Source organism: Limnohabitans sp. (assembly GCF_038134685.1).
Taxonomy (GTDB): Bacteria; Pseudomonadota; Gammaproteobacteria; order Burkholderiales; family Burkholderiaceae_C; genus Limnohabitans_A.
The window spans coordinates 1-21,076 of record NZ_JAYPVP010000013.1; the positions used below are offsets into that span (position 1 = coordinate 1).

The window sequence follows — 21,076 nt, forward strand, 5'->3', positions numbered from 1 at the left end:
CTACAAGCCCTACCCCAAGTCGATCTGTACTTCCATCAACCAGCAGGTCTGCCACGGCATTCCCAGCAGCGACAAATTGCTGAAAAAGGGCGACATCGTCAACCTGGACATCACCACCATCAAGGATGGCTGGCACGGCGACACCAGCCGCATGTTCGTGGTGGGCGAAGGCTCGATTGCCGCCAAACGCCTGTGCCACCTGACTTACGAAGCCATGTGGAAAGGCATTTTGCAGGTCAAACCCGGTGCCAAGCTGGGGGACATTGGCCACGCCATTCAAAAGTTTGCCGAGGGCCACGGGTTTTCGGTGGTCCGCGAGTTTTGCGGCCACGGCATTGGCCAGGGCTTTCACGAAGAGCCGCAGGTGTTGCACTACGGCCGTCCGGGCACAGGCGTCGAGCTGGTGCCGGGCATGGTGTTCACCATCGAGCCCATGATCAATGCAGGCAAGCGTGACATCAAGGAGCTGGGCGATGGCTGGACCATCGTCACCAAAGACCGCTCCTTGTCGGCGCAGTGGGAACACACGGTGGCCGTGACCGAAACCGGTTTTGATGTGCTGACCCTGTCAGCCGGCAGCCCACCCTTGCCCAATTTTGTGACCACCACCCGCTGCTGAACACCATGACCGAACTGGCCGCCCTGCGAGACGCCTACCGCACCGACAAGGCGGCCTTGCTGGCCCAGCTGGGCCAAGCCGCTTTGCGCTCTGTCGGGGTGTCGCGTACCCTGGCCAAGCTGACCCGTCTGACCGACGCCTTGCTCACCCAGCTGTGGCAACGCGCAGCGCTGGATGCAAGCGGTGGCTGCCTGATGGCCGTGGGCGGTTACGGTCGTGGCGAATTGTTGCCCCACTCGGATGTGGACGTGCTGGTGTTGTTGCCCGACACCACCCAGCTGGACCAGGATTCGGCGTTGCAGGCCAAGCTCGAAGCCTTTATTGGCAGCTGCTGGGATGTGGGGCTGGAAATTGGCTCCAGCGTGCGCACCTTGTCGCAGTGCCTGGCCGAGTCGGACAAAGACATCACGGTGCAAACCGCCTTGCTGGAGTCGCGCCGCATTACCGGACAAGCCCAGCTGGCCAAGACCTTTGCACAGGCCTACACGCAGGCCATGGACGCACAGGCGTTTTTCACCGCCAAAACACTGGAGCTGCGCCAGCGCCACACCAAATACGAAGACACGCCCTACGCACTGGAACCCAACTGCAAGGAGTCGCCGGGCGGCTTGCGCGATTTGCAGATCATTTTGTGGGTGGCCAAGGCCGCTGGCCTGGGTCACACCTGGGACGATCTGGTGCAAAGCGGCATCGCCACAGCATTGGAGGCCACACAACTGCGCCGCAATGAAGCCCTGCTGACCTGCATCCGTGCCCGTCTGCACCTGGTCGCACGCCGTCGTGAAGACCGGCTGGTGTTTGATTTGCAAACTGCCGTGGCCGAGTCGTTTGGCATGCAGCTCGAAACCACGCCAGAGGGACGTCTCAAACTGCGCGCCAGCGAAAAGCTGATGCGCGAGTACTATTGGGCTGCCAAGGCGGTGATGCAGCTCAACCAGATTTTGTTGCAGGGCATCGAAGACCACCTCAAGCGCCAACGTGGCGAGGGGCTCAACAGTTTTCGTCCCATCAACGAGCGCTTTTTTGAAAAAGACGGCCTGCTTGAAGTGGCCAATGACGAGCTGTACGAGCGCAACCCGCACGCCATTCTGGAAACCTTTTTGCTGTACCAGGCCACGCCGGGGGTCAAAGGGTTTTCGGCAAGCACCTTGCGCGCGCTCTATAACGCGCGCCACATCATGGACGCCGCCTTCCGGCGCGACCCCGTCAACCGCGCCACCTTTGTGCAGATCCTGCAGCAGCCCCAAGGCATCACCCACGCCATGCGGCTGATGAACCAGACTTCGGTGCTGGGGCGCTACCTTTGGGTGTTCCGGCGCATCGTCGGGCAGATGCAGCACGACCTGTTCCATGCCTACACGGTAGACCAGCACATCCTGATGGTGCTGCGCAATGTGCGGCGCTTTTTCATGGCCGAGCATGCGCACGAGTACCCGTTTTGCAGCCAGCTGGCAGGCGACTGGGACAAGCCCTGGCTGCTGTATGCGGCAGCCTTGTTCCACGACATTGCCAAAGGTCGGGGCGGTGACCACTCGCAATTGGGCGCGGTGGAAGTGCGCACATTTTGCCGCCAGCACCAGATCGCCAAAGACGATGCGCAGCTGATCGAATTTCTGGTCAGCGAGCATCTGACCATGAGCCATGTGGCGCAAAAGGAAGATCTGGGGGACCCCGAAGTCATTGCGCGTTTTGCCAAGCGTGTGGGCAACGAGCGCAACCTGACGGCGCTGTACCTGCTCACGGTGGCCGATATTCGCGGCACCAGCCCCAAAGTCTGGAACGCCTGGAAGGGCAAGCTGCTCGAAGACCTGTACAAGCTCACCTTGCACGTACTGGGCGGCCGTGCACCGGACGCCTTGGCACTGGTGGAGTCACGCAAGCGCGACGCGCTGGTGGAGCTGGCGCGTCAGGCCCAACCGCACGAAGGCCACAAAGCCCTGTGGGACATTCTGGACGTGAGCTACTTCATGCGCCACGACGCTGCCGACATTGCCTGGCACACACGCCAGCTCTCACGCGTGGTGGCCAAAGTGGGGGGCATCGAGCCGCAAACCACCGTCCGCGCCCGACTCTCGCCCGTTGGCGAAGGCCTGCAAGTGCTGGTGTTCACGCCCGACCAGCCCGATTTGTTTGCCCGCATTTGCGGCCACTTTGATCAAGCTGGCTTCAGCATTCTGGACGCCAAGGTCCACACTGCCCGCAACGGCTGGGCGCTGGACACCTTCCAGATTGTCACGCCCACGCTGTCCGAGCACTACCGCGAGTTGGTCAACATGGTCGAGACCGGGCTGACACGCACCCTGACCGACAACGGCCCCCTGCCCGCCCCGGTCAAAGGCCGTCTGTCGCGCCGGGTTAAAAGTTTTCCGATGGCGCCGCGCGTCAGCCTCAAACCCGACGACAAAGCTCAAAACTGGCTGCTCTCCGTCTCCGCCAGTGACCGCATGGGTTTGCTCTACAGCATTGCCCGTGTCTTGGCCAAGCACGGCATCAACTTGCAATTGGCCAAAATCAGCACCTTGGGCGAGCGTGTGGAAGACACTTTCCTGGTCAGCGGCCCTGCCTTGCAGCACAACAAGGCCCAGCTCGAAATCGAGACGGAATTGCTCGAAGCCCTTCAGTCCGACTGAGCCCTGGGCTTATTTTTTTCGCCGTGGGGGTAGCCCCGTGTGTTGCGTCAGCACTGTTCCTTGGCGCGGCGACTGCCCCGGCTTTTTGAGCCCCACCGCAGACTTGGCCTTGGCGGGCGTTTTAGCGGCTGGCTTCGATGGTGTCTGCGTGCTGTTGGTACGACGTGGACTTTGGTAGCCGCCATCGGTCAGGGGCTGCCAGCTCGGGATCAGGTGCTGTTTGCCGTTGCCGATCAGATCGGCGCGGCCCATGGCCTTGAGGGCTTCGCGCAACAGCGGCCAGTTGTTGGGGTCGTGGTAGCGCAAAAAGGCTTTGTGCAAACGGCGTCGTTTTTCGCCTTTGACGATGTCAACCCTTTCGCTGGTATGCGTGATCTTGCGCAGCGGGTTGCGGGTGGTGTGGTACATGGCCGTGGCCGTGGCCATAGGACTGGGGTAGAAGGTCTGCACCTGGTCGGCGCGAAAGCCGTTCTTCTTGAGCCAGATGGCCAGGTTCATCATGTCTTCGTCGCTGGTGCCCGGGTGGGCAGCGATGAAGTACGGGATCAGGAACTGCTTCTTGCCGACTTCTTCGCTGTACTTGTCGAACATGGTCTTGAAGCGGTCGTAGGTGCCAATGCCCGGTTTCATCATTTTGGACAGCGGGCCTTGCTCGGTGTGCTCGGGCGCGATCTTCAGGTAGCCGCCCACATGGTGCTGCACCAGCTCTTTGACATATTCAGGCGACTGCACCGCGAGGTCGTAGCGCAGGCCGGAGCCGATCAGGATCTTCTTGATGCCCTTGAGCGCACGCGCACGGCGGTAGATTTTGATCAGCGGGCCGTGGTCGGTGGTCAGGTTCTGGCAGATGCCGGGGTAAACGCAACTGGGCTTGCGGCAGGCGGCCTCGATCTCGGAGCTGCGGCAGCCCAGGCGGTACATGTTGGCCGTGGGGCCGCCCAGGTCGGACACCACGCCGGTGAAGCCCTTGACCTTGTCGCGGATGTCTTCGACCTCGCGGATGATGGATTCTTCGGACCGGCTCTGGATGATGCGGCCTTCGTGCTCGGTGATGGAGCAAAAGGTGCAGCCGCCAAAGCAGCCGCGCATGATGTTCACGCTGAAGCGGATCATCTCCCACGCGGGGATCTTGGTCGCGCCGTCGTGGCTGCCGTTTTCGTCCGCGTAGCTCGGGTGCGGGCTGCGGGCGTACGGCAGGTCAAACACATGGTCCATCTCGGCCGTGGTCAGCGGGATGGGCGGCGGGTTGATCCACACGTCGCGCGCGGTGGTGCCCTCACCATGCGCCTGCACCAGGGCGCGGGCGTTGCCGGGGTTGGTTTCCAGGTGCAGTACGCGGTTGGCGTGGGCATACAACACCGGATCAGACTTGACTTGTTCGTAACTGGGCAGGCGCAGCACGCTGCGCTCGCGCGGGGGGACCTTGAAGGTGCCTTTGCCTCGCAATGCAGGGTTGAGTACGAACTGGATCGGTTGCGTGTTCTGCGCGTCCGCTGTGGCTTGCGCTTCGTCCTCGCGGGCACAGCTGCCGCCTTGCGCTTTAGCCTGCTCGCTGACCATCAGGTAAGGGTTGACATGGGCGTCCACATGGCCGGGCGTGTCCACCTCGGTGGAGTCGATCTCGAACCAACCCTCCGGCGTGTCGCGGCGCACAAAGGCGGTGCCGCGCACATCGGTGATGTGCGCCACAGGCTCACGCGCCGCCAGGCGGTGGGCGACCTCGACAATGGCGCGTTCGGCGTTGCCGTACAGCAGCAGGTCGCATTTGCTGTCCACCACGATGGAGCGACGCACCTTGTCGCTCCAGTAGTCGTAATGCGCGATGCGGCGCAGGCTGCCTTCGATGCCACCGAGCACGATGGGCACTTCGGGGTAGGCCTCGCGGCAGCGCTGGCTGTACACAATGGCCGCGCGGTCAGGGCGCTTACCACCCACGTTGCCGGGGGTGTAGGCGTCGTCGCTGCGGATTTTGCGGTCGGCTGTGTAGCGGTTGATCATGGAATCCATGTTCCCGCTGGTCACGCCCCAGAACAGATTCGGTTTGCCAAGGGCCTTGAAGGGCTCGGCGCTTTGCCAGTCCGGCTGGGCGATGATGCCGACCCGAAAGCCCTGGTTTTCCAGCATGCGGCCGATCACGGCCATGCCAAAGCTGGGGTGATCCACATAGGCGTCGCCTGTGACCAGAATGATGTCGCAGCTGTCCCAGCCCAGCTGGGTCATTTCCTCGCGGCTCATCGGCAAAAACGGGGCCGTGCCAAAGCGGGCCGCCCAGAACTTACGGTAACTGGTCAGCGGTTTGGCGTTGCGCGGGAAAAAGGAGACGTCGGTAAAGGCGTTCATGAACGGGGCTGGTGTAGACCTCGTAGTGTAGGCGTTTGGGTGAGTGCCGCGCTGGCCAATGGGTATTTCACAAATCCTGTTGCGCCCTGCGGATCAGGTCAGCAAAAACCTGTTCATCGCCCAGCTGCTGCGCTGCCAACAGCGCCAGTTTGACCAGAAACAGTTCGGATTTATCTTGCCCCACGGCATCGATGGCGGTGGCCAGTTGGTCGTAAACGGTTTCCAGGCCGCCAATGGTCAATCCTTGGGTGCTCATGCGTTTTCTCCGGTGATGGCTTGCTTCAGGGCTGCATTCAGGCGCTGGGCATCCAAGGTCAGCCAGCGTGCGCACACATGCTGGTCCGGGCGCAGCAGGTAGCTCGCACCGTCGGCGGCGACGCCCCAGCGGGTCCGGGCGCGGCCTTCGGCATCAGGCAAGCAGACGTCCGCACCTGGGGTGCGACCGCCCTGCCCGATCAGTACCACCCGTAACTTCAGCCCCTTGTCCTGCCAGACCTTGACCGCTGTTTGCACCTCGGCAGGCACCGCCGAGCCAAACACCAGCAGGTCAAAACCGCCGCCCACATGGTCGAGCAAAAAGTCGTCGGGGCCAAGGCGAACATTGGCAGGCGGCGCGCCGTTGGCCGAGCCGCTTTCGAACAACGCGTTGTCGTCACCCGTGCTGTTCAGGACCGAGCCGGTGTACTCATGCGGCCGCGAAGTGCGCCAGTGGTAGAGCGGCCGCACAAAGGCTTCGGTCAATGACAGCGACAGCACCGCGTCGCGCAGCAGCCGGAAACCCCGGCTGGGTGGAGTCATGAAGCGGGTGCTCTTGCCTGCCTCGTCGATGATTTCCCGTGCCGCGCCCACGCGTTCTTTCGAATAGCTGACCAACAGGCGCTCGCTCGCCTGGCCGCTGCAGATCAGGCCCAGACGCCAGCCCAGCGCCTGCGCATCCTGAAAGCCGGTGTTGGCACCGCGCACGCCAAAGATAGGCAGCAGGTGCGCGGCGTCGCCGATGAACAAGGTGCGACCAGCGCGGTAGTCGGGTAGCGTCAGGGTGCGCGCCGAGTAGACCGAGCACCAGTCCATCTCCCAGGGTTTGTCGCCATGGCCGATCAGTTCAAGCTGAGCATTGATGCGGGCTTTGAGCGATTCAGGGGCGAGCGCCTGTTCGGGTGTTTCGCCTTCGGGCAGCTGATAGTCAATACGCCAGATGTTGTGCGGCTCGCGGTGCATCAGCACCGTGTTGCGCGGGTTCCAGTCGGGGTCAAAAAAGGCCAGGCGCTCGGTGGGCAGCGGCAAGTCAATGCGGATGTCGGCAATCACAAAGCGACCTTCGTAGGAGGCCCCCTCCAGCTTCAGATCGAGCAGCGTGCGGATGCCCGAGCGCGCGCCATCGGCCGCCACCAGCCAGTCGGTTTCCAGGGTGTAGGGTCCCTCAGGCGTATCCACCTCGACCATAGCGCGATCCGCTTGCTGTGTCAGGCCGGTGACACGGTTGCCCCACCGCAGCTCAATCAAGGGGTTGGCATTGCAGGCGTCGACCAGAAACTCTTCCAGGTACTGCTGCTGCAAGTTGATCATGGGCCCGAAGCGGTCGTTCTCGTCGTGCGGTGCTTCCATGCGAAACACGCGTTGCCCCCGGTAATACGAGTTGCCATAACGCCAGGGCAAGCCGTGCTGTGTGACGCGATCGGCCACACCGACCTGCTGCAGTATTTCCATGGAGCGGCGTGTGAAGACAATGGCGCGGCTGCCTTCGCTGACCTGCAGTTCGGATTCCAGCAGCACACACGGCACACCGTAGCGGGCCAATTCGAGTGCCGCTGTCATGCCCACCGGGCCACCCCCCGCAATCACCACCTGGTGGCGCGCTTGCTTGCCGTGCTGTGAGGCCAGCCAGGGTTGGTGGACTTCGTACGTGTAATAAATGGATCGCCGGGGGGTATTGGCGGGCTGGTGCATGACGAACTCCTTGTGGTTTCCATATTAACCGGCAAGACATTTGTACTCGGTTATTCTCAGCTCATGCCCTTCTCCCTCGCCACCCCGGCTCACCACGAGCTGATCGTCAAAAAAAGCCGGTTCATCGCCTGCGTGGAGCCCGTCTCGGGCCGCGATCAGGCGCAGGCCCGGGTGGCGCAACTCAAGGCCGAACACCCGGATGCACGGCATGTGTGCTGGGCTTTGCTTGCAGGCGGACAGTCAGCAGCCAATGACGATGGCGAGCCAGGCGGCACGGCCGGTCGGCCCATGCTTGAAGTGTTGCGCCACCAGGATATGCAGGGTGTATTGGCTACAGTGGTGCGCTATTTTGGCGGCGTCAAGCTTGGGGCAGGCGGTCTGGTGAGGGCCTATACCGATGCAGTGGCTCAAGCCTTGCTCACAGCGCAAAAGATTCCATTGGTCAAACAGTCCCGCCTGGCCTGCAGCGTGCCTTACGCCCTGGAAGGCATGGTGCGGCGCGAGCTTGAGATGGCGCACGCTGAGCTGCTTGGCGTCGAACACGGTAGTTTGGTGACCTTGCAATTTGCCTTGCCTGAAACCGCAACTGTCGAGTTGGTCCGGCGCCTGGGTGAACGCGGCCAAGGTCAGCTGGCGTGGGTGGAGGCTCCAGAGGCCTGACAGCTGGAGCTTCAGGCGCATAATCGCCAACCATGTCTGCGCCCGAAGCCCCCAATCAGCCCCAATCCAAGACCGACTTGTTCGTGTCGTTTTCCATCCTGGCCTTGCAAGGCTTTGGCGGCGTATTGGCGGTGGTGCAACGTGAGCTGGTTGAAAAGAAGAAGTGGCTCACCCGCGAGCAATTCATTGAAGACTGGGCCGTAGCCCAGATCATGCCGGGGCCCAACGTGGTCAATCTCGCGCTCATGATTGGCGGCCGGTACTTTGGCCTGGCGGGCGCCTTGGCGGGTGTGGCGGGCATTCTGGCCGCCCCCATGGTCGTGGTCTTGCTGCTGGCCTTGGCTTTTGGTGGCGTGTCTGACAGCGCATGGGCGCAAGGAGCTCTTCGAGGCATGGGCGCCGTGTCTGCAGGTCTGATTGCCGCAGTGGGCCTCAAGCTGATCTCTGCCCTCAAAAGCAATCCCATGGGCATGCCTGTTTGTATTGCACTTGCAGCTGCAAGTTTTGGCGGTGTGGGCCTGTTACGCCTGCCGCTGGCCTGGGTCTTGTTGGCTGCAGGCAGTGCTGGCTGCCTGTGGGCCTATGTGCAATTGGCCAGACAAGTCACCCGCAAGGAGCAGCCATGAATCCGGTGCTGAACCTGAGTGCGGCCGACTGGCTGCAATTGTTTGAGCACTTTGCCTCGTTGTCACTGTTGGCCGTTGGTGGTGCCATCACCACAGCGCCGGACATGCATCGTTACCTGGTCAGCCAGCTGGGTTGGCTCAGCGACAGCCAGTTCACTTCGTCCATCGCGTTGGCGCAGGCTGCACCGGGACCGAATATCCTGTTTGTCGCGCTGATGGGCTGGAATGTCGGTCTGAACGCAAGTCAGGGTGCAGCCTGGTGGATGCAGGGGGCTTTGGCTTTGACGGGTGTGTGCGTGGCCATGTTGGGCATCATGCTGCCCTCGTCCATCCTGACCTACATGGCCACCCGTTGGGCACACCAGCACCGTGACATGCTGGCCATTCGCGCTTTCAAGTCGGGCATGGCACCGATCGTGATCGCCCTGCTCATGGCCACCGGTTGGCTGTTGACTGTCAGTCACGATCAGCCGGCCAGAGACTGGCCCTTGTATCTGTTGACCCTGCTGACCACGCTGGTGGTCTGGCGCAGCCGCATTCACATGCTCTGGCTGATTGGCCTGGGCGCCCTGCTCGGCGGCCTGGGCTGGGTCTGATTTATTTGTAGAAGGCTTCGACGCGCCCTTTGAGCTTGAGCATCAAGGGGTTGCCTTTGCGGTCCAGTGTTTTTCCCGCAGGCACCTTGATCCAGCCTTCGCTGACGCAGTACTCCTCGACATCGAAGCGCTCCTTGTCGTTGAAGCGGATACCGATGTCGTGCTCAAAGATGGCTGCCACATGGTGTGGGCTGCGCGGATCAATCGACAGGTGGTCAGGCAGTGGGGGACGTTGTGCGGTGTCGCTCATGATCAGTTGGAGTGCGGGTTTTCAAAAAAGATGGTGGTGGCGAAGTCACTGAACTCGAAGTAAACCTTCTTCTCGCCGGGGTCCACTTGCATGTTCAGGTTTTCGTCCATCACGCCATAACCATAACGGTAAGCTCGGGGCTTGCCGTCATCGGTCCCCAGGGCGGTGCTGAGTTTGTCAACTTTCAGGAAGCGACGAACGAGCTTGTCACCCGCATACACCTCCAGCACGCCATTGGTACCGGTCCAGTTCTGGATATCTCGGCTGATCTTGTTTTGCTGTTCCTGGGTACACCCTGCCAAAGTGACCAACGTGCCTAATGCCAACAGCGATAAAAGTGTTTGTTTCATATTCGTGCTCTCCCCGAAAAGAAGTCAAAGGCCGCGTTGACGAAGCGCCTCGTACAGGCACACGCCCGAGGCCACAGAGACGTTCAGGCTCTCGACAGCCCCCTGCATGGGAATGCTGATGAGCTCATCGCAGGTCTTGCGCGTGAGCTGACGCATGCCCGGACCCTCTGCACCCAGCACCAGGGCTGTGGGGCCTTTCAGGTCAGTCTGGTAAAGCGTGCGTGGCGCATCACCGCTGGTGCCAATCACCCAGATGTTGCGCTCCTTGAGCTCACCTAAAGTGCGCGCCAGATTGGTGACCATGAAATACGGCACGGTTTCGGCCGCGCCACTGGCCACTTTGGCCACAGTCGCATTGATACCAGCGGCATGATCCTTGGGTGCAATCACAGCATGCGCCCCGGCTCCGTCGGCCACGCGCAGGCAAGCGCCCAGGTTGTGAGGGTCGGTGATGCCATCGAGCACCAGCAGCAAGGGCGGTCCCTTGAGCTCGTCCAGCAATTCATCAAGCGAGCGCGCCTGTGCCACGGGCTCGACCAGTGCGGCCACGCCCTGGTGACCATGGCTGCCAGCCAGCTTGGACAGGCGCAGTCCATCGGCTTCGATCAGGCGCACGCCCGCCTCTTTGGCGCGGGCGATGAACTGGCGCATACGGGCATCACGCCGACTGGCCTCGAAATAGACTTCCACCACGGACGCGGGCGCCGTCTTCAGGCGAACCCCCACTGCATGGAAGCCAAAAAGTACTTTGTGTGTGGACATAAGCCCCGATTATCCTGCCTGCACAGCCTCCTGGGCCAGGTGATGCGCTAGCGTTTGTTCAACCAAAGCACCTGCGTGCAGCGTCAGGATCTTGTTGCAACGGCGAGCCAGGCCCATATCGTGGGTCACCAGCACCAGTGTGGTGCCGCTTTCCTGGTTGAGCTTGAACATCAAATCCGCCACGGCCTGACCTGTGGCATGGTCCAAACTGCCCGTGGGTTCATCGGCCAACAGCAGCTGTGGCCGCGTCACAAAGGCACGAGCCAGGGCTACACGTTGTTGCTCTCCACCACTGAGCAGGCGTGGTAAATGCGACAGTCGCTGGCCTAAACCCACATGCTCCAGCATTTGCCTGGCCCGATCCCGGGCATCTCGCTGTCCTGCCAGTTCCAGAGGCATCATCACGTTTTCAAGCGCTGTGTAGTGGGGCAAAAGTTGAAAGTTCTGGAACACAAAGCCCACATGGCGTGCGCGCAGCCGGGCGCGGTCGTCTTCGTTCAGGTTGAACAGGTCGGTTCCGGCCAATCGCACCTGCCCGCGGCTGGGCGTATCCAAGCCCGCCAGCAAGGCCAGCAATGTGCTCTTGCCGGAGCCCGAAGCCCCCACAATGGCGCAGCTTTGCCCTTGCGGGATTTCGAATGAAATATCGCGCAAAATCTCCAATTCACCACTGGAGTCCAGTACGGTTTTGCCAAGATGGCGAACGGACAAAATGGATTGCGACATGCCTGACCTCCTGATACAACGACGACACTTTAGCGCCTGTGCCCTGACCTTGGCTGCCAGCGGTTTTGTCCCCCTGCCCACCCTGGCCAGCAGCGCAGGCACGATATTGGTGCTGGGCGACTCCATCAGTGCCGAATACGGCTTGCCGCGCGGCGCAGGTTGGGTGACCCTGATGGAGCAACGTCTGACGAAAACCGCCTCGACTTGGGCGGTGGTCAACGCCAGCATCAGCGGCGACACGAGCGCTGGTGGCCGCAGCCGCCTGCCGCCGCTGCTTGCACAGCACCAACCCAAGGTGTTGATCATCGAATTGGGTGCCAATGATGCCTTGCGAGGCTTGTCCATGAACGCTACCCAGGACAATTTGCTGGCCATGACCCGCATGGCGCAAGCCCAGGGCACAAAGGTCTTGCTGCTGGGCATGCAAATGCCCCCTAACTATGGTCCGGTACTGATGAAGGCCTTTGAGCAGGTGTTTGTGAATGTAGCTCGCCAGACAAAAGCATTGCGGGTACCGTTTTTGCTCAAAGGCATCGCCGATGCACCAGAACCCTTTGCGTTGTTCCAGGACGACCGCATCCACCCTAACGCGAAGGCACAACCCATCATGCTGGACAATGTGTGGCCTGAACTGAAGAAATTGCTGAAATGAGTGTCCACCTGATCGATGCGCCCAGCGCCCTGCAACGATTGCAGACTTTTGACGCCATCCTGGACGCGCGCAGCGAGGGCGAATTCGCACTGGATCATCTGCCTGAGGCTCTCAACTGGCCCTCGCTCAACGATGAAGAACGCATCAAGGTCGGTACGCTTTACAAGCAAGTCAGCCCTTTTGAGGCTCAGAAAATTGGTGCAGCGCTGGTGGCGGCCAACATCTCTCGCCACATCCTGGCGCATGTGATGGACAAGCCCAGGAGCTGGAAGCCTCTGGTTTATTGCTGGCGGGGCGGCAAGCGCAGCAACTCGCTGGCGCTGATTCTGGGGCAAATCGGTTTTCAAGTGACCCTGATCGAAGGCGGCTACAAAGCCTTTCGCTCGGCCCTGGTGCAAGATATACCTAAACGCGTTGAGCCTTTGCAATGGCGCGTGTTGTGCGGACCTACAGGCTCCGGCAAGACCCGCTTGTTGCAGGCCCTGGCCTCACAAGGTGCGCAGGTGCTCGATCTGGAGGCCATTGCCAGTCATCGCGCCTCGGTCTTGGGCGTCATTCCTGGTCATCCCCAACCCACACAGAAGGCTTTTGAAACCCGGCTTTGGGATGCGCTTTGCCGCTTCGACCCGAAACGCCCGGTTTACGTGGAAGCCGAAAGTAAAAAAGTGGGTAATCTGACCCTGCCCGACAGCCTGATGGACGCCATGCGCCAAAGCCCCTGCGTTCGGCTGGAGTTGTCGGTGCCCCATCGCGTACAACTGTTGATGGAAGACTACGACTATTTCGTCAAAGACCCTGCGCTCTTTGGCGAACGCCTGGATCGCCTGATCGACCTCAAAGGTCGTGCGGTGGTGGAAGACTGGAAAAGCCGAGCCCATGCTGGACAGACCGCAGAGGTCGTGGCCGAGTTGCTGGAAATGCACTACGACCCGGGCTACGAAACCTCTACCGCTCGCAATTTCAGGCACTACGGCCAAGCTCGGCCACTGACGCTGTCAGGTCCATCGCCAGCAGAGATGGATGCAGCAGCAACGCAGCTGATGCGCGCAGAATCAGCTCAGGGCTGAAGCGGGGTCAGCCTCTTCCCACTGTACGCTGGCCCGGTATGCATGCCAGCTGGCATGTCCCAGCAAAGGCCCAACCACCATGATGGCGACTGACCATGGTGACCAAGGCGACAGGGACAGCACGACCATCAGTGAGATCAGTCCACCCCAGGTGATCATGGTCAGCGGGTTGCTGAAGACCACGCGCAAACTGGTGATGGCGGCAGAAATGGCGTCCGTATCACGATCCAGAATCATCGGGATGGACACGACAGCTGTGGAAAAAACCAAAGCTGCAAAAGCGCCACCTACAGCGGTGTAGACCAGGACAAACTCCAGATTCTCCGGGTTGAATATGGCTTCAATCACCCCGGTGGTCGAAGGCATCCCCGTATTGAAAAAGACGGCGAAAACCACCAGCGAGGCACGTCCCCACAAGAGCTCGATCACCATGAGTACCAGCACCAGCATGGCCATGCTGCGTAAATGGCTGTCCCAGCAGGTCAGTGACACCCCCAGATGGGGTTTAAGCCCTTGTTCGCGCCTGCGACTGACTTCGTACAAACCCATCGCCAGAAATGGACCCACCAAAAGGCACCCCGACACGATAGACAAGGTGTACTCAGGGTTGTGGCGAAACACCAGGGACAAAACCAGGGCCATGAACCAGAAGCAGACACCATACACCGCTGCGATCAACGGTTCGTGACGCATATCCTCCCATCCGCGCGCCAGCCAGACAAAGGGGTGATACATGTGCAGGCGGGTCATCCGCGCCTTGGGCCCAACCGGTGGCGGAGGGACATAAGGCGTCTCCATCACGGGCAAGTCTTCGATATGTTGGGGTTGTGTTTGTGGTTCCGTCATGCACTCACCTTGATGACTGTCTAGGCTAAGCCAGCACTGCCTGCGAGCCAACTGTGGAAAACCCGTGGGAGTACGCTCAATCGAGTTTGGACAAATGCCTGTTCAACGCATTTTCCAGGTCTTGCGTCAACGCCTGCACCGACTCCAGTCCTGTCGAAAAGCGAACAAGGTGTCCGTTTTGGAGGTGCGACTGTGACTGGCCTCGTAACGCTTTCAGTTCATAAGGCATGACCAGGCTGACGGGCCCACCCCAGCTGTAGCCGATTCGAAAACATTGCAGGTTGTCACAAAACGCATCAATCTGCACCGGGTCATAACGCGGATCAAGCAGCACACTGAATAAGCCGGCCGCCCTGCCCTGTGGTCCGCAAACCTCAAGCCAATGGGCGTGGCCCGGAGCCCCTTCAAAGGCTGGGTGCAGCAACTGGACACACTGCGGCTGGGCCTGCCACCAGCGGGCCAGAGCCCGAGCCGTGTCATCCTGCGATGCGTAACGAAGGCCAATGCTTGGCAGTGAGCGCAGCACTGCCTCCACATCATTGCCTCCCACCCCAAAGCCCAGACGCATGTGACACAACTTGATTTTCAGATGCAAGGACAGATCACGTGTCACGATGCTGCCCATCAACACATCGCCACCCCCACTAGGGTATTTAGTCAGCGCATGCACGCTGATGTCCACACCCAAGTTGCCGTCACCCAGCAAATCAAATGGCGCAAACGCCAGCCCTGCACCCCAGGTGTTGTCCAGCGCGCAGATCACGCCCTTGGCGCGACAAATACGGGCCAGTTCCGCCAAATCGGGAAACTCCATAGTCACCGACCCCGCGGCCTCCAGCCACACCAGGCGCGTGCGCTCAGAGATGCGTTCGGCCAGATCTGAGGGGTTCATGGGGTCATAAAAACTGTGTGCAATGCCCCAATGTGCCAACTCGCCTTCCGCCAAAGCTTTATTGGGTCCGTAGGCGTTGTCGGGGATCAGGACTTCGTCGCCAGTGTTGAGCAGTGCCAATGCAGTGGTTGCAATGGCAGCGAGGCCACTGGGCACAAGAATGCATTGCTCACCACCCTCTAGCGCACACAAGCGCTCTTCGAGCAAATACGTCGTGGGTGTGCCGTGCAGGCCGTAGGTGTAAGCGCTTTTGTTTTTCCACTCACGCGAGCGCATGTCCGCGACGGTCGGGAAATACACAGTGGAGGCTTTGAACACGCCAGGCTGTGGTGCCTCAAAACCATCAGGTGGCGTGTAGGGGTGGTGAATCAGGTGGGTCAGGTCGGGCTGTTTATCCATGCCTGCATGCTAGCCTGAAAATGAAAAAGCCCGGCACATTGGCCGGGCTTTACAGATGGAGTCGGAAGGAATCAGACTTTCCACTTTTCCAGCAGTTTTTCCGGTCGCATGTTGTCATACGGCTCGAAGGGCTGGTGAATCCAGGGGTTGGTCGGCAGGAAGTCCACCGAGTAGTCGGGCTGGAATGTCGACACACCCTTGGTCCAGATCACAGCGCTCTTGAGCTCGGTGATGGGCTGATAGTTGTTCTTGAGCTGCTCCACCACGGCGCGCAGCGTGTGGCCGGTGTCGGCCAGGTCGTCGACCAACAGCACCTTGCCAGCGATCTCGCCTTTGGGGGTGGTGATGTAGCGGGCGATGTCCAGATGGCCTTGCACGGTGCAGGCCTCGGCGCGGTAAGAGCTGGTGGACATGATGGCCAGCGGCACATCAAAAATGCGTGACAGGATGTCGCCGGGGCGCATGCCGCCACGGGCCAGGCACAGGATGGTGTCGAACTTCCAGCCAGATTGGTGGATTTTGATGGCCAGCTTTTCGATGAGGTTGTGATACTCGTCGTAGCTGACGTACAGGTGCTTGCCGTCTTCGGTCAACATGGTGGGGGCTCCGTTAAAAATCAGGGGGCTTGGAAAGGGTTTTGCATCAAGATCGTGTGGTCACGGTCCGGGCTGGTAGAGACCATGTGGATGGGCACGCCAGTGACGTCTTCGATGCGTTGCAGATATTGGCGTGCGTTGGCAGGCAGCTTGTCCAGCTCGGTCACACCCACGGTGGAGTCGCTCCAGCCGGGAATGGTTTCGTAGATGGGCTTGCAGCGGGCAATTTCGTCCGCGCCCATGGGCAGGATATCGATGGTTTCGCCGTCGAGCTCGTAGCCGGTGCAAAGCTTCAGTTCGCTCAGGCCATCGAGCACGTCCAGTTTGGTGATGCACAGGCCCGACAAGCCGTTCACTTGCGCACTGCGCTTGAGCAAAGCGGCATCAAACCAGCCGCAGCGGCGGGCGCGACCTGTGGTGGTGCCTTTTTCGGCTCCCACAGTGGCCATGTGCCAACCTGGGGTGCCTTCTTTTTCCCACTCGAGTTCGGTCGGGAATGGGCCGCCACCCACGCGGGTGCAATACGCCTTGGTGATACCCAACACATAGTGCAGCATGCCAGGGCCTACGCCCGAACCTGCAGCGGCATTGCCCGCCACACAGTTGCTGGACGTTACAAACGGATAGGTGCCATGATCAACGTCGAGCAAGGTGCCTTGTGCGCCTTCAAACAGCAAGTTGGCACCAGCCTTGTGGGCGTCGTTGAGTTCACGCGACACGTCAGCCACCATGGGCAACAGATGCTTGGCATAAGCCATGGCTTCGTTATAGACGGTGTCGAAGTCGATCGGAGCCGCGTGCAAGTGATTGACCAGCACATCGTTGTGCAGCGCCAGGTTCTCGCGCAGCTTGGTGGCGAAACGCTCGGGGTATTTCAGGTCCTGCACGCGCAGGGCGCGGCGGGCCACTTTGTCTTCATAAGCCGGGCCAATGCCGCGGCCGGTAGTGCCAATCTTGGCATTGCCTGCCTTCTCCTTGGCCGCTTCGCGGGCTTGGTCAAGCGCGACGTGGTACTGCAGGATCAAGGGACAAGCTTCACTCACGCGCAGACGAGAGCGGACTTCCACGCCAGCCTTTTCAAGACCAGCGATTTCTTCGAGCAGCTTGGACACCGAGAGCACCACACCATTGCCGATGTAGCACTTGACGCCAGCGCGCATGATGCCGCTGGGGATCAGGTGCAAGGCGGTCTTGACGCCATTGATCACCAGGGTGTGGCCGGCGTTATGGCCGCCTTGAAAACGCACCACGCCTGTGGCGGTTTCGGTGAGCCAGTCCACCAGTTTGCCTTTGCCCTCGTCACCCCACTGGGTACCGACGACCACCACATTGCGTCCTTGAATTTTGTTCATCTTCTGTCCAGAAATAGGCATTCACACAGCCTGCACGATCCAGTGGCCGGCAGCTTCAATCAGTTCTCGATCGCACTGAAATTCGTCGATCTCGCTCTCGTGACCAGGCATCACGCACACCACGGTCTCACCTCGGCTGCGCAAGCTGGCAATAGCCGCACGCAGCCCATCGTCATCGCTCCAAGGCGCACGGATGGCGGCCTTGAGTGCCAGAGCGGGCACGGCAGACACGAGTTGTTTGAGGTCCACGCTGAAGCCCACCGCCGGGCGCTCTCGCTCGACCCGGTGGCCAAACACGGCACCTACACCGTCATAGCGACCACCACGCGCCAGCGCATCGCTGGCCTGAGGGGCGTAAATCGCAAAGCGGATACCGCTGTAGTAGGCATAGCCACGGGTGTCGGCCAGGTCAAAACTGACTGTCGCGTCTCCTGCCCGGCTGGCCAACCAGCGAAGTTGCTCCAAAGCGATCTGAATTTCAGGCCACTGCGGCAACTCCTGGGTGGCACGATCGAGCACCGTGACATCGCCGTAAAGCTGAGGCAAAGCCTGCAGTGCTGTAGCAATCACAGGCTGAAAACCGGTTGTCAGGGCTTGCAGGGCACTGCTGTCCTTGACGGACAAGGCCTGCTGAATGGCGTGACGCTGCTCCGGGCTGGCTTGCTGACGATCGAGCAAGGCCGAAACGATGCGGGCATCGGCCAGATCCACCTGTAGTTTTTGAACGCGCGCAGCGCGCAGACAGGCCTGTGCGAGCTCCAGCACCTCCAGATCAGCCTCCATGCCCCTGTGGCCGTAAATCTCGGCCCCCAGCTGCAGCGGCTCGCGCGTGGCATGTGGACGGTCAGGGCGGGTGTGCAACACCGGTCCGCAATAGCACAAGCGGGTAACGGCACTGCGCCCGAGCAAATGGGCGTCGATACGAGCGACCTGAGGCGTGGTGTCGGCACGCAGACCCAAGGTACGCCCGGAGAGCTGGTCGACCAGTTTGAAGGTTTGTAAATCCAGCGCCTCACCCGTGCCCGTCAGCAGGGATTCAATGTGCTCAAGAAGCGGTGGCATCACCAGCTCGTAGCCGTAGCTGCGGGCGGTGTCGAGCAATTCACGTCGGAGTTCTTCGATGTGGCGGGCCTCGGAGGGCAGCACATCGGCGATGTGATCCGGTAGGACCCAAGCAGACATTGCAGTATTCGGGGGCTGTTAAAAACGTGATTTTACCGGCATTGTGTGGTCATTTAATCCAACCACCACAAGCCGATCAGCCCTAGCAGCACACTGATGAGTCCAAAAAACCGGATTTGCCCATCCTGCATCAGCAATATTTGCCGAAACATCTCGCGCCAGCGCCCTGGCGCGATCATGGGCAAAAGCCCCTCGATGACCAGCACCAGGGCCAGCGCTGTCATCCAGGAAGAGGCTTCAGGCATCACTTGCGCGCAGGTGCTGCACTTGCGCCTGAGCGCATGGCTTTGAAGAATTCGGAGCTGGAGGGATCAAGCACCATCACATCAGACTTCTTGGCCAGGCTGGCCTTGTAGGCTTCCAGGCTGCGATAAAACTGTGCAAATTGGGGATCACGACCAAAGGCTTCGCTGTAAATGCGCGCAGCCTGAGCATCACCCTCACCCTTGATTTTTTGCGCATCACGGTAAGCATTGGCCACCGTCACCTCACGCTGGCGATCGGCGTCTGCACGAATTTTTTCGCCTTCAGCTGCGCCGGTGGAACGCAACTCATTGGCCACGCGCTTGCGTTCGGCTTCCATGCGGCGGTAAACCGATTCGGTAATCGTGTCTGCATAGTCGGCACGCGTGACGCGCACATCAATGATGTCCACACCCCATGGTTTGGCACCTTTGACCACGTCCAGCACTTCTTTCTTGACGTCGTTCATGAGGACCTCACGCTTGGTTGAGAGCAAGTCCTTGACCGTGCGCTTGTTGATCTCTTCCTGGAATGCGTTACGCACCACACGGTTGAGCTGGCTGGCACCGGCTTTTTCGTCCAAACCCACGTTGCGGATGTAAGCACCGGGATCAGTGATGCGCCAGCGAACATACCAATCCACCACCACGCGTTGTTTTTCCGCTGTGAGCATGGGCTCGGTATCCACACTGTCGAGTGTGAGCAGACGTTTGTCGATGTAGTTGACGTTTTGAAGCGGTGGAGGCAGCTTGAAATGCAGGCCAGGCTCCGTGATGACGCTCTTGATCTGACCCAGGGCGTAAACCACGCCAAACTGACGTTGATCGACCACAAAGACCATGGAAGACAGGATCAACAGGCCCAGCAGGAGAGAAGAAACAAAAAGTCCAAGTCGATTCATGATGTCATTTCTCCTCAACGCACGTCACGCGAGCGGGCGTTATCGCGAGAGCGCGTGTCGCTGCTCATGGCGGGCGGTATCTCCACCGGGGCTACTGGTGCTGGCGCAGCAGTAGCAGCAGTGCCATTGACGGGGGCACCCGTGCTGACTTGCTGCATGATCTTGTCCAGCGGCAGGTACAGCAGGTTGGAGCCTTGTTTGCTGTCGACAACCACCTTGCTCACGCTGCTGTAAATTTGCTGCATGGTGTCGATGTACATGCGGTCGCGGGTGACCTGAGGCGCCTTTTGGTACTCGGGCAAGATGGTCTTGAAGCGCTGTGCATCGCCTTCAGCCTGAGCCACGATGCGTTGTTTATAGGCTTCAGCCTCTTCTTTCAAACGTGAGGCGGTACCTGTGGCTCGCGGCACCACGTCGTTGGCGTAGGCTTCGGCTTCGTTCTTGGCGCGTTCGCGCTCCTGGCCCGCTTTGAGCACATCGTCGAAGGAAGCCTGCACCTGCTCGGGCGGGCGTACGCCGCCTTGTTGCAGGTTGATGCCCACGATTTCAATGCCGACGTTATAACGGTCCAGAATGGTTTGCATCAGTTCGCGAACACGCGGACCAATCTGGTCACGCTCTTCGGCCAGAGCCGAATCCATTTTCATTTTGCCCACCACTTCGCGCACCGCGGTTTCGGCGGCCTGCACAACAGCCTCTGTGGGATTTTTGCTTTCAAACAAGTACGCACGGGCGTCACTGAGGCGGTACTGAACGGCAAACTTGATTTCGACAATGTTCTCGTCCTCGGTCAACATGGCCGAGTCGCGAAGACCTGTGGCCTTGATCACATTGTCACGGCCAATATCGATCGAGCGAATTTGCGACACATAAACCAGCTCGTGGCGCTGGATCGGGTAAGGCAAGCGCCAGTTGATGCCAGCACCCACAGTCGAGCTGTACTTGCCGAATTGGGTGATCACCGCTTGCTGGCCTTCCTGAACGATGAAAAAGCCGGTCCCCAGCCACACCAGGACGCCAGCTCCCACCAGAACGCCGGCACCAATATTGCGCATGAAGGCGGGTATCTGCGGGCCCTGTCCACCTCCACCAAAATTTCCATTGCCAGAGCCACGTGAACCGCCCCCTGCGCCCTTGTTGCCAAACACCTGGCCCAGCTTGCGGTTGAAGTCGCGCCAGAGTTCATCCAGATCAGGGGGGCCCTGGTTTGCGCCGCCCTGCCCTGTAGTGGGTCGCTGGGGGGACTGAGACGGTTGGGGTTGCTGCGGCTTGTCCGAAGGCTCCTGGCCATTGTCTTGTGGCCCGGAATCTCCTGCCTGACGAGGCGAATCCTCGTCGGAGCGCCCCCAACGCGGGTCATTCAAGTTGTAAACAGCCTGGGCTTGCTTGGGCAGCCAAGGCCAACGCAGTGCATTTTTTTTCATGGTCATGACCTCATTG

Annotated in this window: 22 protein-coding genes; 7 read left to right on the forward strand and 15 right to left on the reverse strand. The window is 60.3% G+C overall.

Annotated features, from left to right (window positions below):
- Both map and AAFM15_RS07165 read left to right on the forward strand, forming a co-directional pair.
- On the forward strand, positions 1–619 hold a 619-nt coding region (map, locus tag AAFM15_RS07160; RefSeq protein ID WP_341686020.1), incomplete at its 5' end, for a type I methionyl aminopeptidase.
- Between the two features lie 5 nt (positions 620–624).
- On the forward strand, positions 625–3,249 hold the full coding sequence (locus AAFM15_RS07165) for a [protein-PII] uridylyltransferase (protein WP_341686021.1): 2,625 nt from the start codon (positions 625–627) through the stop codon (positions 3,247–3,249).
- A gap of 9 nt (positions 3,250–3,258) precedes the next feature.
- Here the strand turns inward: AAFM15_RS07165 and AAFM15_RS07170 are convergent, their stop codons facing one another.
- The 3 genes from AAFM15_RS07170 to AAFM15_RS07180 form a co-directional block, all read right to left on the reverse strand.
- Positions 3,259–5,589, reverse strand: a complete 2,331-nt coding sequence (locus AAFM15_RS07170) for a YgiQ family radical SAM protein (RefSeq protein ID WP_341686022.1) — start codon at positions 5,587–5,589, stop codon at positions 3,259–3,261.
- A 67-nt stretch (positions 5,590–5,656) separates the two neighbouring features.
- The gene (locus AAFM15_RS07175; RefSeq protein WP_341686023.1) at positions 5,657–5,845 is read right to left on the reverse strand and encodes a DUF2783 domain-containing protein; all 189 of its coding nucleotides are present in this window, start codon (positions 5,843–5,845) and stop codon (positions 5,657–5,659) included.
- Positions 5,842–7,536: an FAD-dependent monooxygenase gene (locus AAFM15_RS07180; protein WP_341686024.1), complete on the reverse strand. Its 1,695-nt coding sequence runs from the start codon at positions 7,534–7,536 to the stop codon at positions 5,842–5,844. The genes AAFM15_RS07175 and AAFM15_RS07180 overlap by 4 nt, the downstream gene beginning before the upstream one ends.
- A gap of 63 nt (positions 7,537–7,599) precedes the next feature.
- Between AAFM15_RS07180 and AAFM15_RS07185 the strand changes: the two genes are divergently transcribed.
- The 3 genes from AAFM15_RS07185 to AAFM15_RS07195 are packed head-to-tail and all read left to right on the forward strand — an operon-like array spanning position 7,600 to position 9,418.
- On the forward strand, positions 7,600–8,196 hold the full coding sequence (locus AAFM15_RS07185) for a YigZ family protein (protein WP_341686025.1): 597 nt from the start codon (positions 7,600–7,602) through the stop codon (positions 8,194–8,196).
- Positions 8,197–8,228: 32 nt separating this feature from the next.
- Complete coding sequence (locus AAFM15_RS07190; protein WP_341686026.1) at positions 8,229–8,822, forward strand: chromate transporter; 594 nt, start codon at positions 8,229–8,231, stop codon at positions 8,820–8,822.
- Positions 8,819–9,418 (forward strand): chromate transporter, encoded by a 600-nt coding sequence (locus tag AAFM15_RS07195; RefSeq protein ID WP_341686027.1) that lies wholly within the window; start codon positions 8,819–8,821, stop codon positions 9,416–9,418. The genes AAFM15_RS07190 and AAFM15_RS07195 overlap by 4 nt, the downstream gene beginning before the upstream one ends.
- 1 nt (position 9,419) lies before the next feature.
- On the opposite strand, the gene AAFM15_RS07200 is transcribed toward AAFM15_RS07195, so the two are convergent.
- Genes AAFM15_RS07200 through AAFM15_RS07215 form a run of 4 tightly spaced genes read right to left on the reverse strand, consistent with a single transcriptional unit; the run spans position 9,420 to position 11,506 of the window.
- On the reverse strand, positions 9,420–9,668 hold the full coding sequence (locus AAFM15_RS07200; RefSeq protein WP_341686028.1) for a DUF3297 family protein: 249 nt from the start codon (positions 9,666–9,668) through the stop codon (positions 9,420–9,422).
- 2 nt (positions 9,669–9,670) lie between these two features.
- Positions 9,671–10,018 (reverse strand): hypothetical protein, encoded by a 348-nt coding sequence (locus AAFM15_RS07205; protein WP_341686029.1) that lies wholly within the window; start codon positions 10,016–10,018, stop codon positions 9,671–9,673.
- Between the two features lie 24 nt (positions 10,019–10,042).
- On the reverse strand, positions 10,043–10,780 hold the full coding sequence (gene rlmB, locus AAFM15_RS07210; RefSeq protein WP_341686030.1) for a 23S rRNA (guanosine(2251)-2'-O)-methyltransferase RlmB: 738 nt from the start codon (positions 10,778–10,780) through the stop codon (positions 10,043–10,045).
- Between the two features lie 9 nt (positions 10,781–10,789).
- A complete protein-coding gene (locus AAFM15_RS07215) occupies positions 10,790–11,506 on the reverse strand; it encodes an ABC transporter ATP-binding protein (protein ID WP_341686031.1) in 717 nt (238 codons plus the stop codon).
- Between AAFM15_RS07215 and AAFM15_RS07220 the strand changes: the two genes are divergently transcribed.
- Together AAFM15_RS07220 and mnmH are read left to right on the forward strand one after the other, a co-directional pair.
- Positions 11,505–12,158, forward strand: coding sequence for an arylesterase (locus tag AAFM15_RS07220; RefSeq protein WP_341686032.1), 654 nt, complete (start codon positions 11,505–11,507; stop codon positions 12,156–12,158). The genes AAFM15_RS07215 and AAFM15_RS07220 overlap by 2 nt on opposite strands.
- On the forward strand, positions 12,155–13,225 hold the full coding sequence (gene mnmH / locus AAFM15_RS07225) for a tRNA 2-selenouridine(34) synthase MnmH (protein WP_341686033.1): 1,071 nt from the start codon (positions 12,155–12,157) through the stop codon (positions 13,223–13,225). The genes AAFM15_RS07220 and mnmH overlap by 4 nt, the downstream gene beginning before the upstream one ends.
- Here mnmH and AAFM15_RS07230 read toward each other — a convergent pair.
- The 8 genes from AAFM15_RS07230 to hflK all read right to left on the reverse strand — a co-directional run bounded on the left by AAFM15_RS07230 (position 13,211) and on the right by hflK (position 21,066).
- A complete protein-coding gene (locus AAFM15_RS07230; RefSeq protein WP_371833093.1) occupies positions 13,211–14,071 on the reverse strand; it encodes a DUF2189 domain-containing protein in 861 nt (286 codons plus the stop codon). The genes mnmH and AAFM15_RS07230 overlap by 15 nt on opposite strands.
- Before the next feature lie 76 nt (positions 14,072–14,147).
- Positions 14,148–15,362 (reverse strand): PLP-dependent transferase, encoded by a 1,215-nt coding sequence (locus tag AAFM15_RS07235; protein WP_341686034.1) that lies wholly within the window; start codon positions 15,360–15,362, stop codon positions 14,148–14,150.
- Positions 15,363–15,433: 71 nt separating this feature from the next.
- Positions 15,434–15,958 carry a phosphoribosyltransferase gene (locus tag AAFM15_RS07240; protein ID WP_341686035.1) on the reverse strand — a complete coding sequence of 175 codons (525 nt, stop codon included), beginning with the start codon at positions 15,956–15,958 and terminating at the stop codon, positions 15,434–15,436.
- Between the two features lie 20 nt (positions 15,959–15,978).
- Positions 15,979–17,310, reverse strand: a complete 1,332-nt coding sequence (locus AAFM15_RS07245) for an adenylosuccinate synthase (RefSeq protein ID WP_341686036.1) — start codon at positions 17,308–17,310, stop codon at positions 15,979–15,981.
- Positions 17,311–17,331: 21 nt separating this feature from the next.
- Positions 17,332–18,492 (reverse strand): ATP phosphoribosyltransferase regulatory subunit, encoded by a 1,161-nt coding sequence (locus tag AAFM15_RS07250; protein ID WP_341686037.1) that lies wholly within the window; start codon positions 18,490–18,492, stop codon positions 17,332–17,334.
- A gap of 53 nt (positions 18,493–18,545) precedes the next feature.
- The gene (locus AAFM15_RS07255) at positions 18,546–18,737 is read right to left on the reverse strand and encodes a DUF2065 domain-containing protein (RefSeq protein ID WP_341686038.1); all 192 of its coding nucleotides are present in this window, start codon (positions 18,735–18,737) and stop codon (positions 18,546–18,548) included.
- Positions 18,737–19,636, reverse strand: a complete 900-nt coding sequence (gene hflC / locus AAFM15_RS07260; protein WP_341686039.1) for a protease modulator HflC — start codon at positions 19,634–19,636, stop codon at positions 18,737–18,739. Before hflC ends, AAFM15_RS07255 begins: the two co-directional genes overlap by 1 nt.
- A 14-nt stretch (positions 19,637–19,650) precedes the next feature.
- Entirely contained in the window at positions 19,651–21,066 is a 1,416-nt protein-coding gene (hflK, locus tag AAFM15_RS07265) for an FtsH protease activity modulator HflK (RefSeq protein ID WP_341686040.1), read from the reverse strand.
- Positions 21,067–21,076: the final 10 nt, after the last annotated feature.

Bases quoted from the DNA above. Each gene is read 5' to 3' on its own strand.
- AAFM15_RS07165 (WP_341686021.1), top strand. From the start codon at position 625: ATGACCGAACTGGCCGCCCTGCGAGACGCCTACCGCACCGACAAGGCG.
- AAFM15_RS07170 (WP_341686022.1), bottom strand. From the start codon at position 5,589: ATGAACGCCTTTACCGACGTCTCCTTTTTCCCGCGCAACGCCAAACCG.
- AAFM15_RS07175 (WP_341686023.1), bottom strand. From the start codon at position 5,845: ATGAGCACCCAAGGATTGACCATTGGCGGCCTGGAAACCGTTTACGAC.
- AAFM15_RS07180 (WP_341686024.1), bottom strand. From the start codon at position 7,536: ATGCACCAGCCCGCCAATACCCCCCGGCGATCCATTTATTACACGTAC.
- AAFM15_RS07185 (WP_341686025.1), top strand. From the start codon at position 7,600: ATGCCCTTCTCCCTCGCCACCCCGGCTCACCACGAGCTGATCGTCAAA.
- AAFM15_RS07190 (WP_341686026.1), top strand. From the start codon at position 8,229: ATGTCTGCGCCCGAAGCCCCCAATCAGCCCCAATCCAAGACCGACTTG.
- AAFM15_RS07195 (WP_341686027.1), top strand. From the start codon at position 8,819: ATGAATCCGGTGCTGAACCTGAGTGCGGCCGACTGGCTGCAATTGTTT.
- AAFM15_RS07200 (WP_341686028.1), bottom strand. From the start codon at position 9,668: ATGAGCGACACCGCACAACGTCCCCCACTGCCTGACCACCTGTCGATT.
- AAFM15_RS07205 (WP_341686029.1), bottom strand. From the start codon at position 10,018: ATGAAACAAACACTTTTATCGCTGTTGGCATTAGGCACGTTGGTCACT.
- rlmB (WP_341686030.1), bottom strand. From the start codon at position 10,780: ATGTCCACACACAAAGTACTTTTTGGCTTCCATGCAGTGGGGGTTCGC.
- AAFM15_RS07220 (WP_341686032.1), top strand. From the start codon at position 11,505: ATGCCTGACCTCCTGATACAACGACGACACTTTAGCGCCTGTGCCCTG.
- AAFM15_RS07215 (WP_341686031.1), bottom strand. From the start codon at position 11,506: ATGTCGCAATCCATTTTGTCCGTTCGCCATCTTGGCAAAACCGTACTG.
- mnmH (WP_341686033.1), top strand. From the start codon at position 12,155: ATGAGTGTCCACCTGATCGATGCGCCCAGCGCCCTGCAACGATTGCAG.
- AAFM15_RS07230 (WP_371833093.1), bottom strand. From the start codon at position 14,071: ATGACGGAACCACAAACACAACCCCAACATATCGAAGACTTGCCCGTG.
- AAFM15_RS07235 (WP_341686034.1), bottom strand. From the start codon at position 15,362: ATGGATAAACAGCCCGACCTGACCCACCTGATTCACCACCCCTACACG.
- AAFM15_RS07240 (WP_341686035.1), bottom strand. From the start codon at position 15,958: ATGTTGACCGAAGACGGCAAGCACCTGTACGTCAGCTACGACGAGTAT.
- AAFM15_RS07245 (WP_341686036.1), bottom strand. From the start codon at position 17,310: ATGAACAAAATTCAAGGACGCAATGTGGTGGTCGTCGGTACCCAGTGG.
- AAFM15_RS07250 (WP_341686037.1), bottom strand. From the start codon at position 18,492: ATGTCTGCTTGGGTCCTACCGGATCACATCGCCGATGTGCTGCCCTCC.
- AAFM15_RS07255 (WP_341686038.1), bottom strand. From the start codon at position 18,737: ATGCCTGAAGCCTCTTCCTGGATGACAGCGCTGGCCCTGGTGCTGGTC.
- hflC (WP_341686039.1), bottom strand. From the start codon at position 19,636: ATGAATCGACTTGGACTTTTTGTTTCTTCTCTCCTGCTGGGCCTGTTG.
- hflK (WP_341686040.1), bottom strand. From the start codon at position 21,066: ATGACCATGAAAAAAAATGCACTGCGTTGGCCTTGGCTGCCCAAGCAA.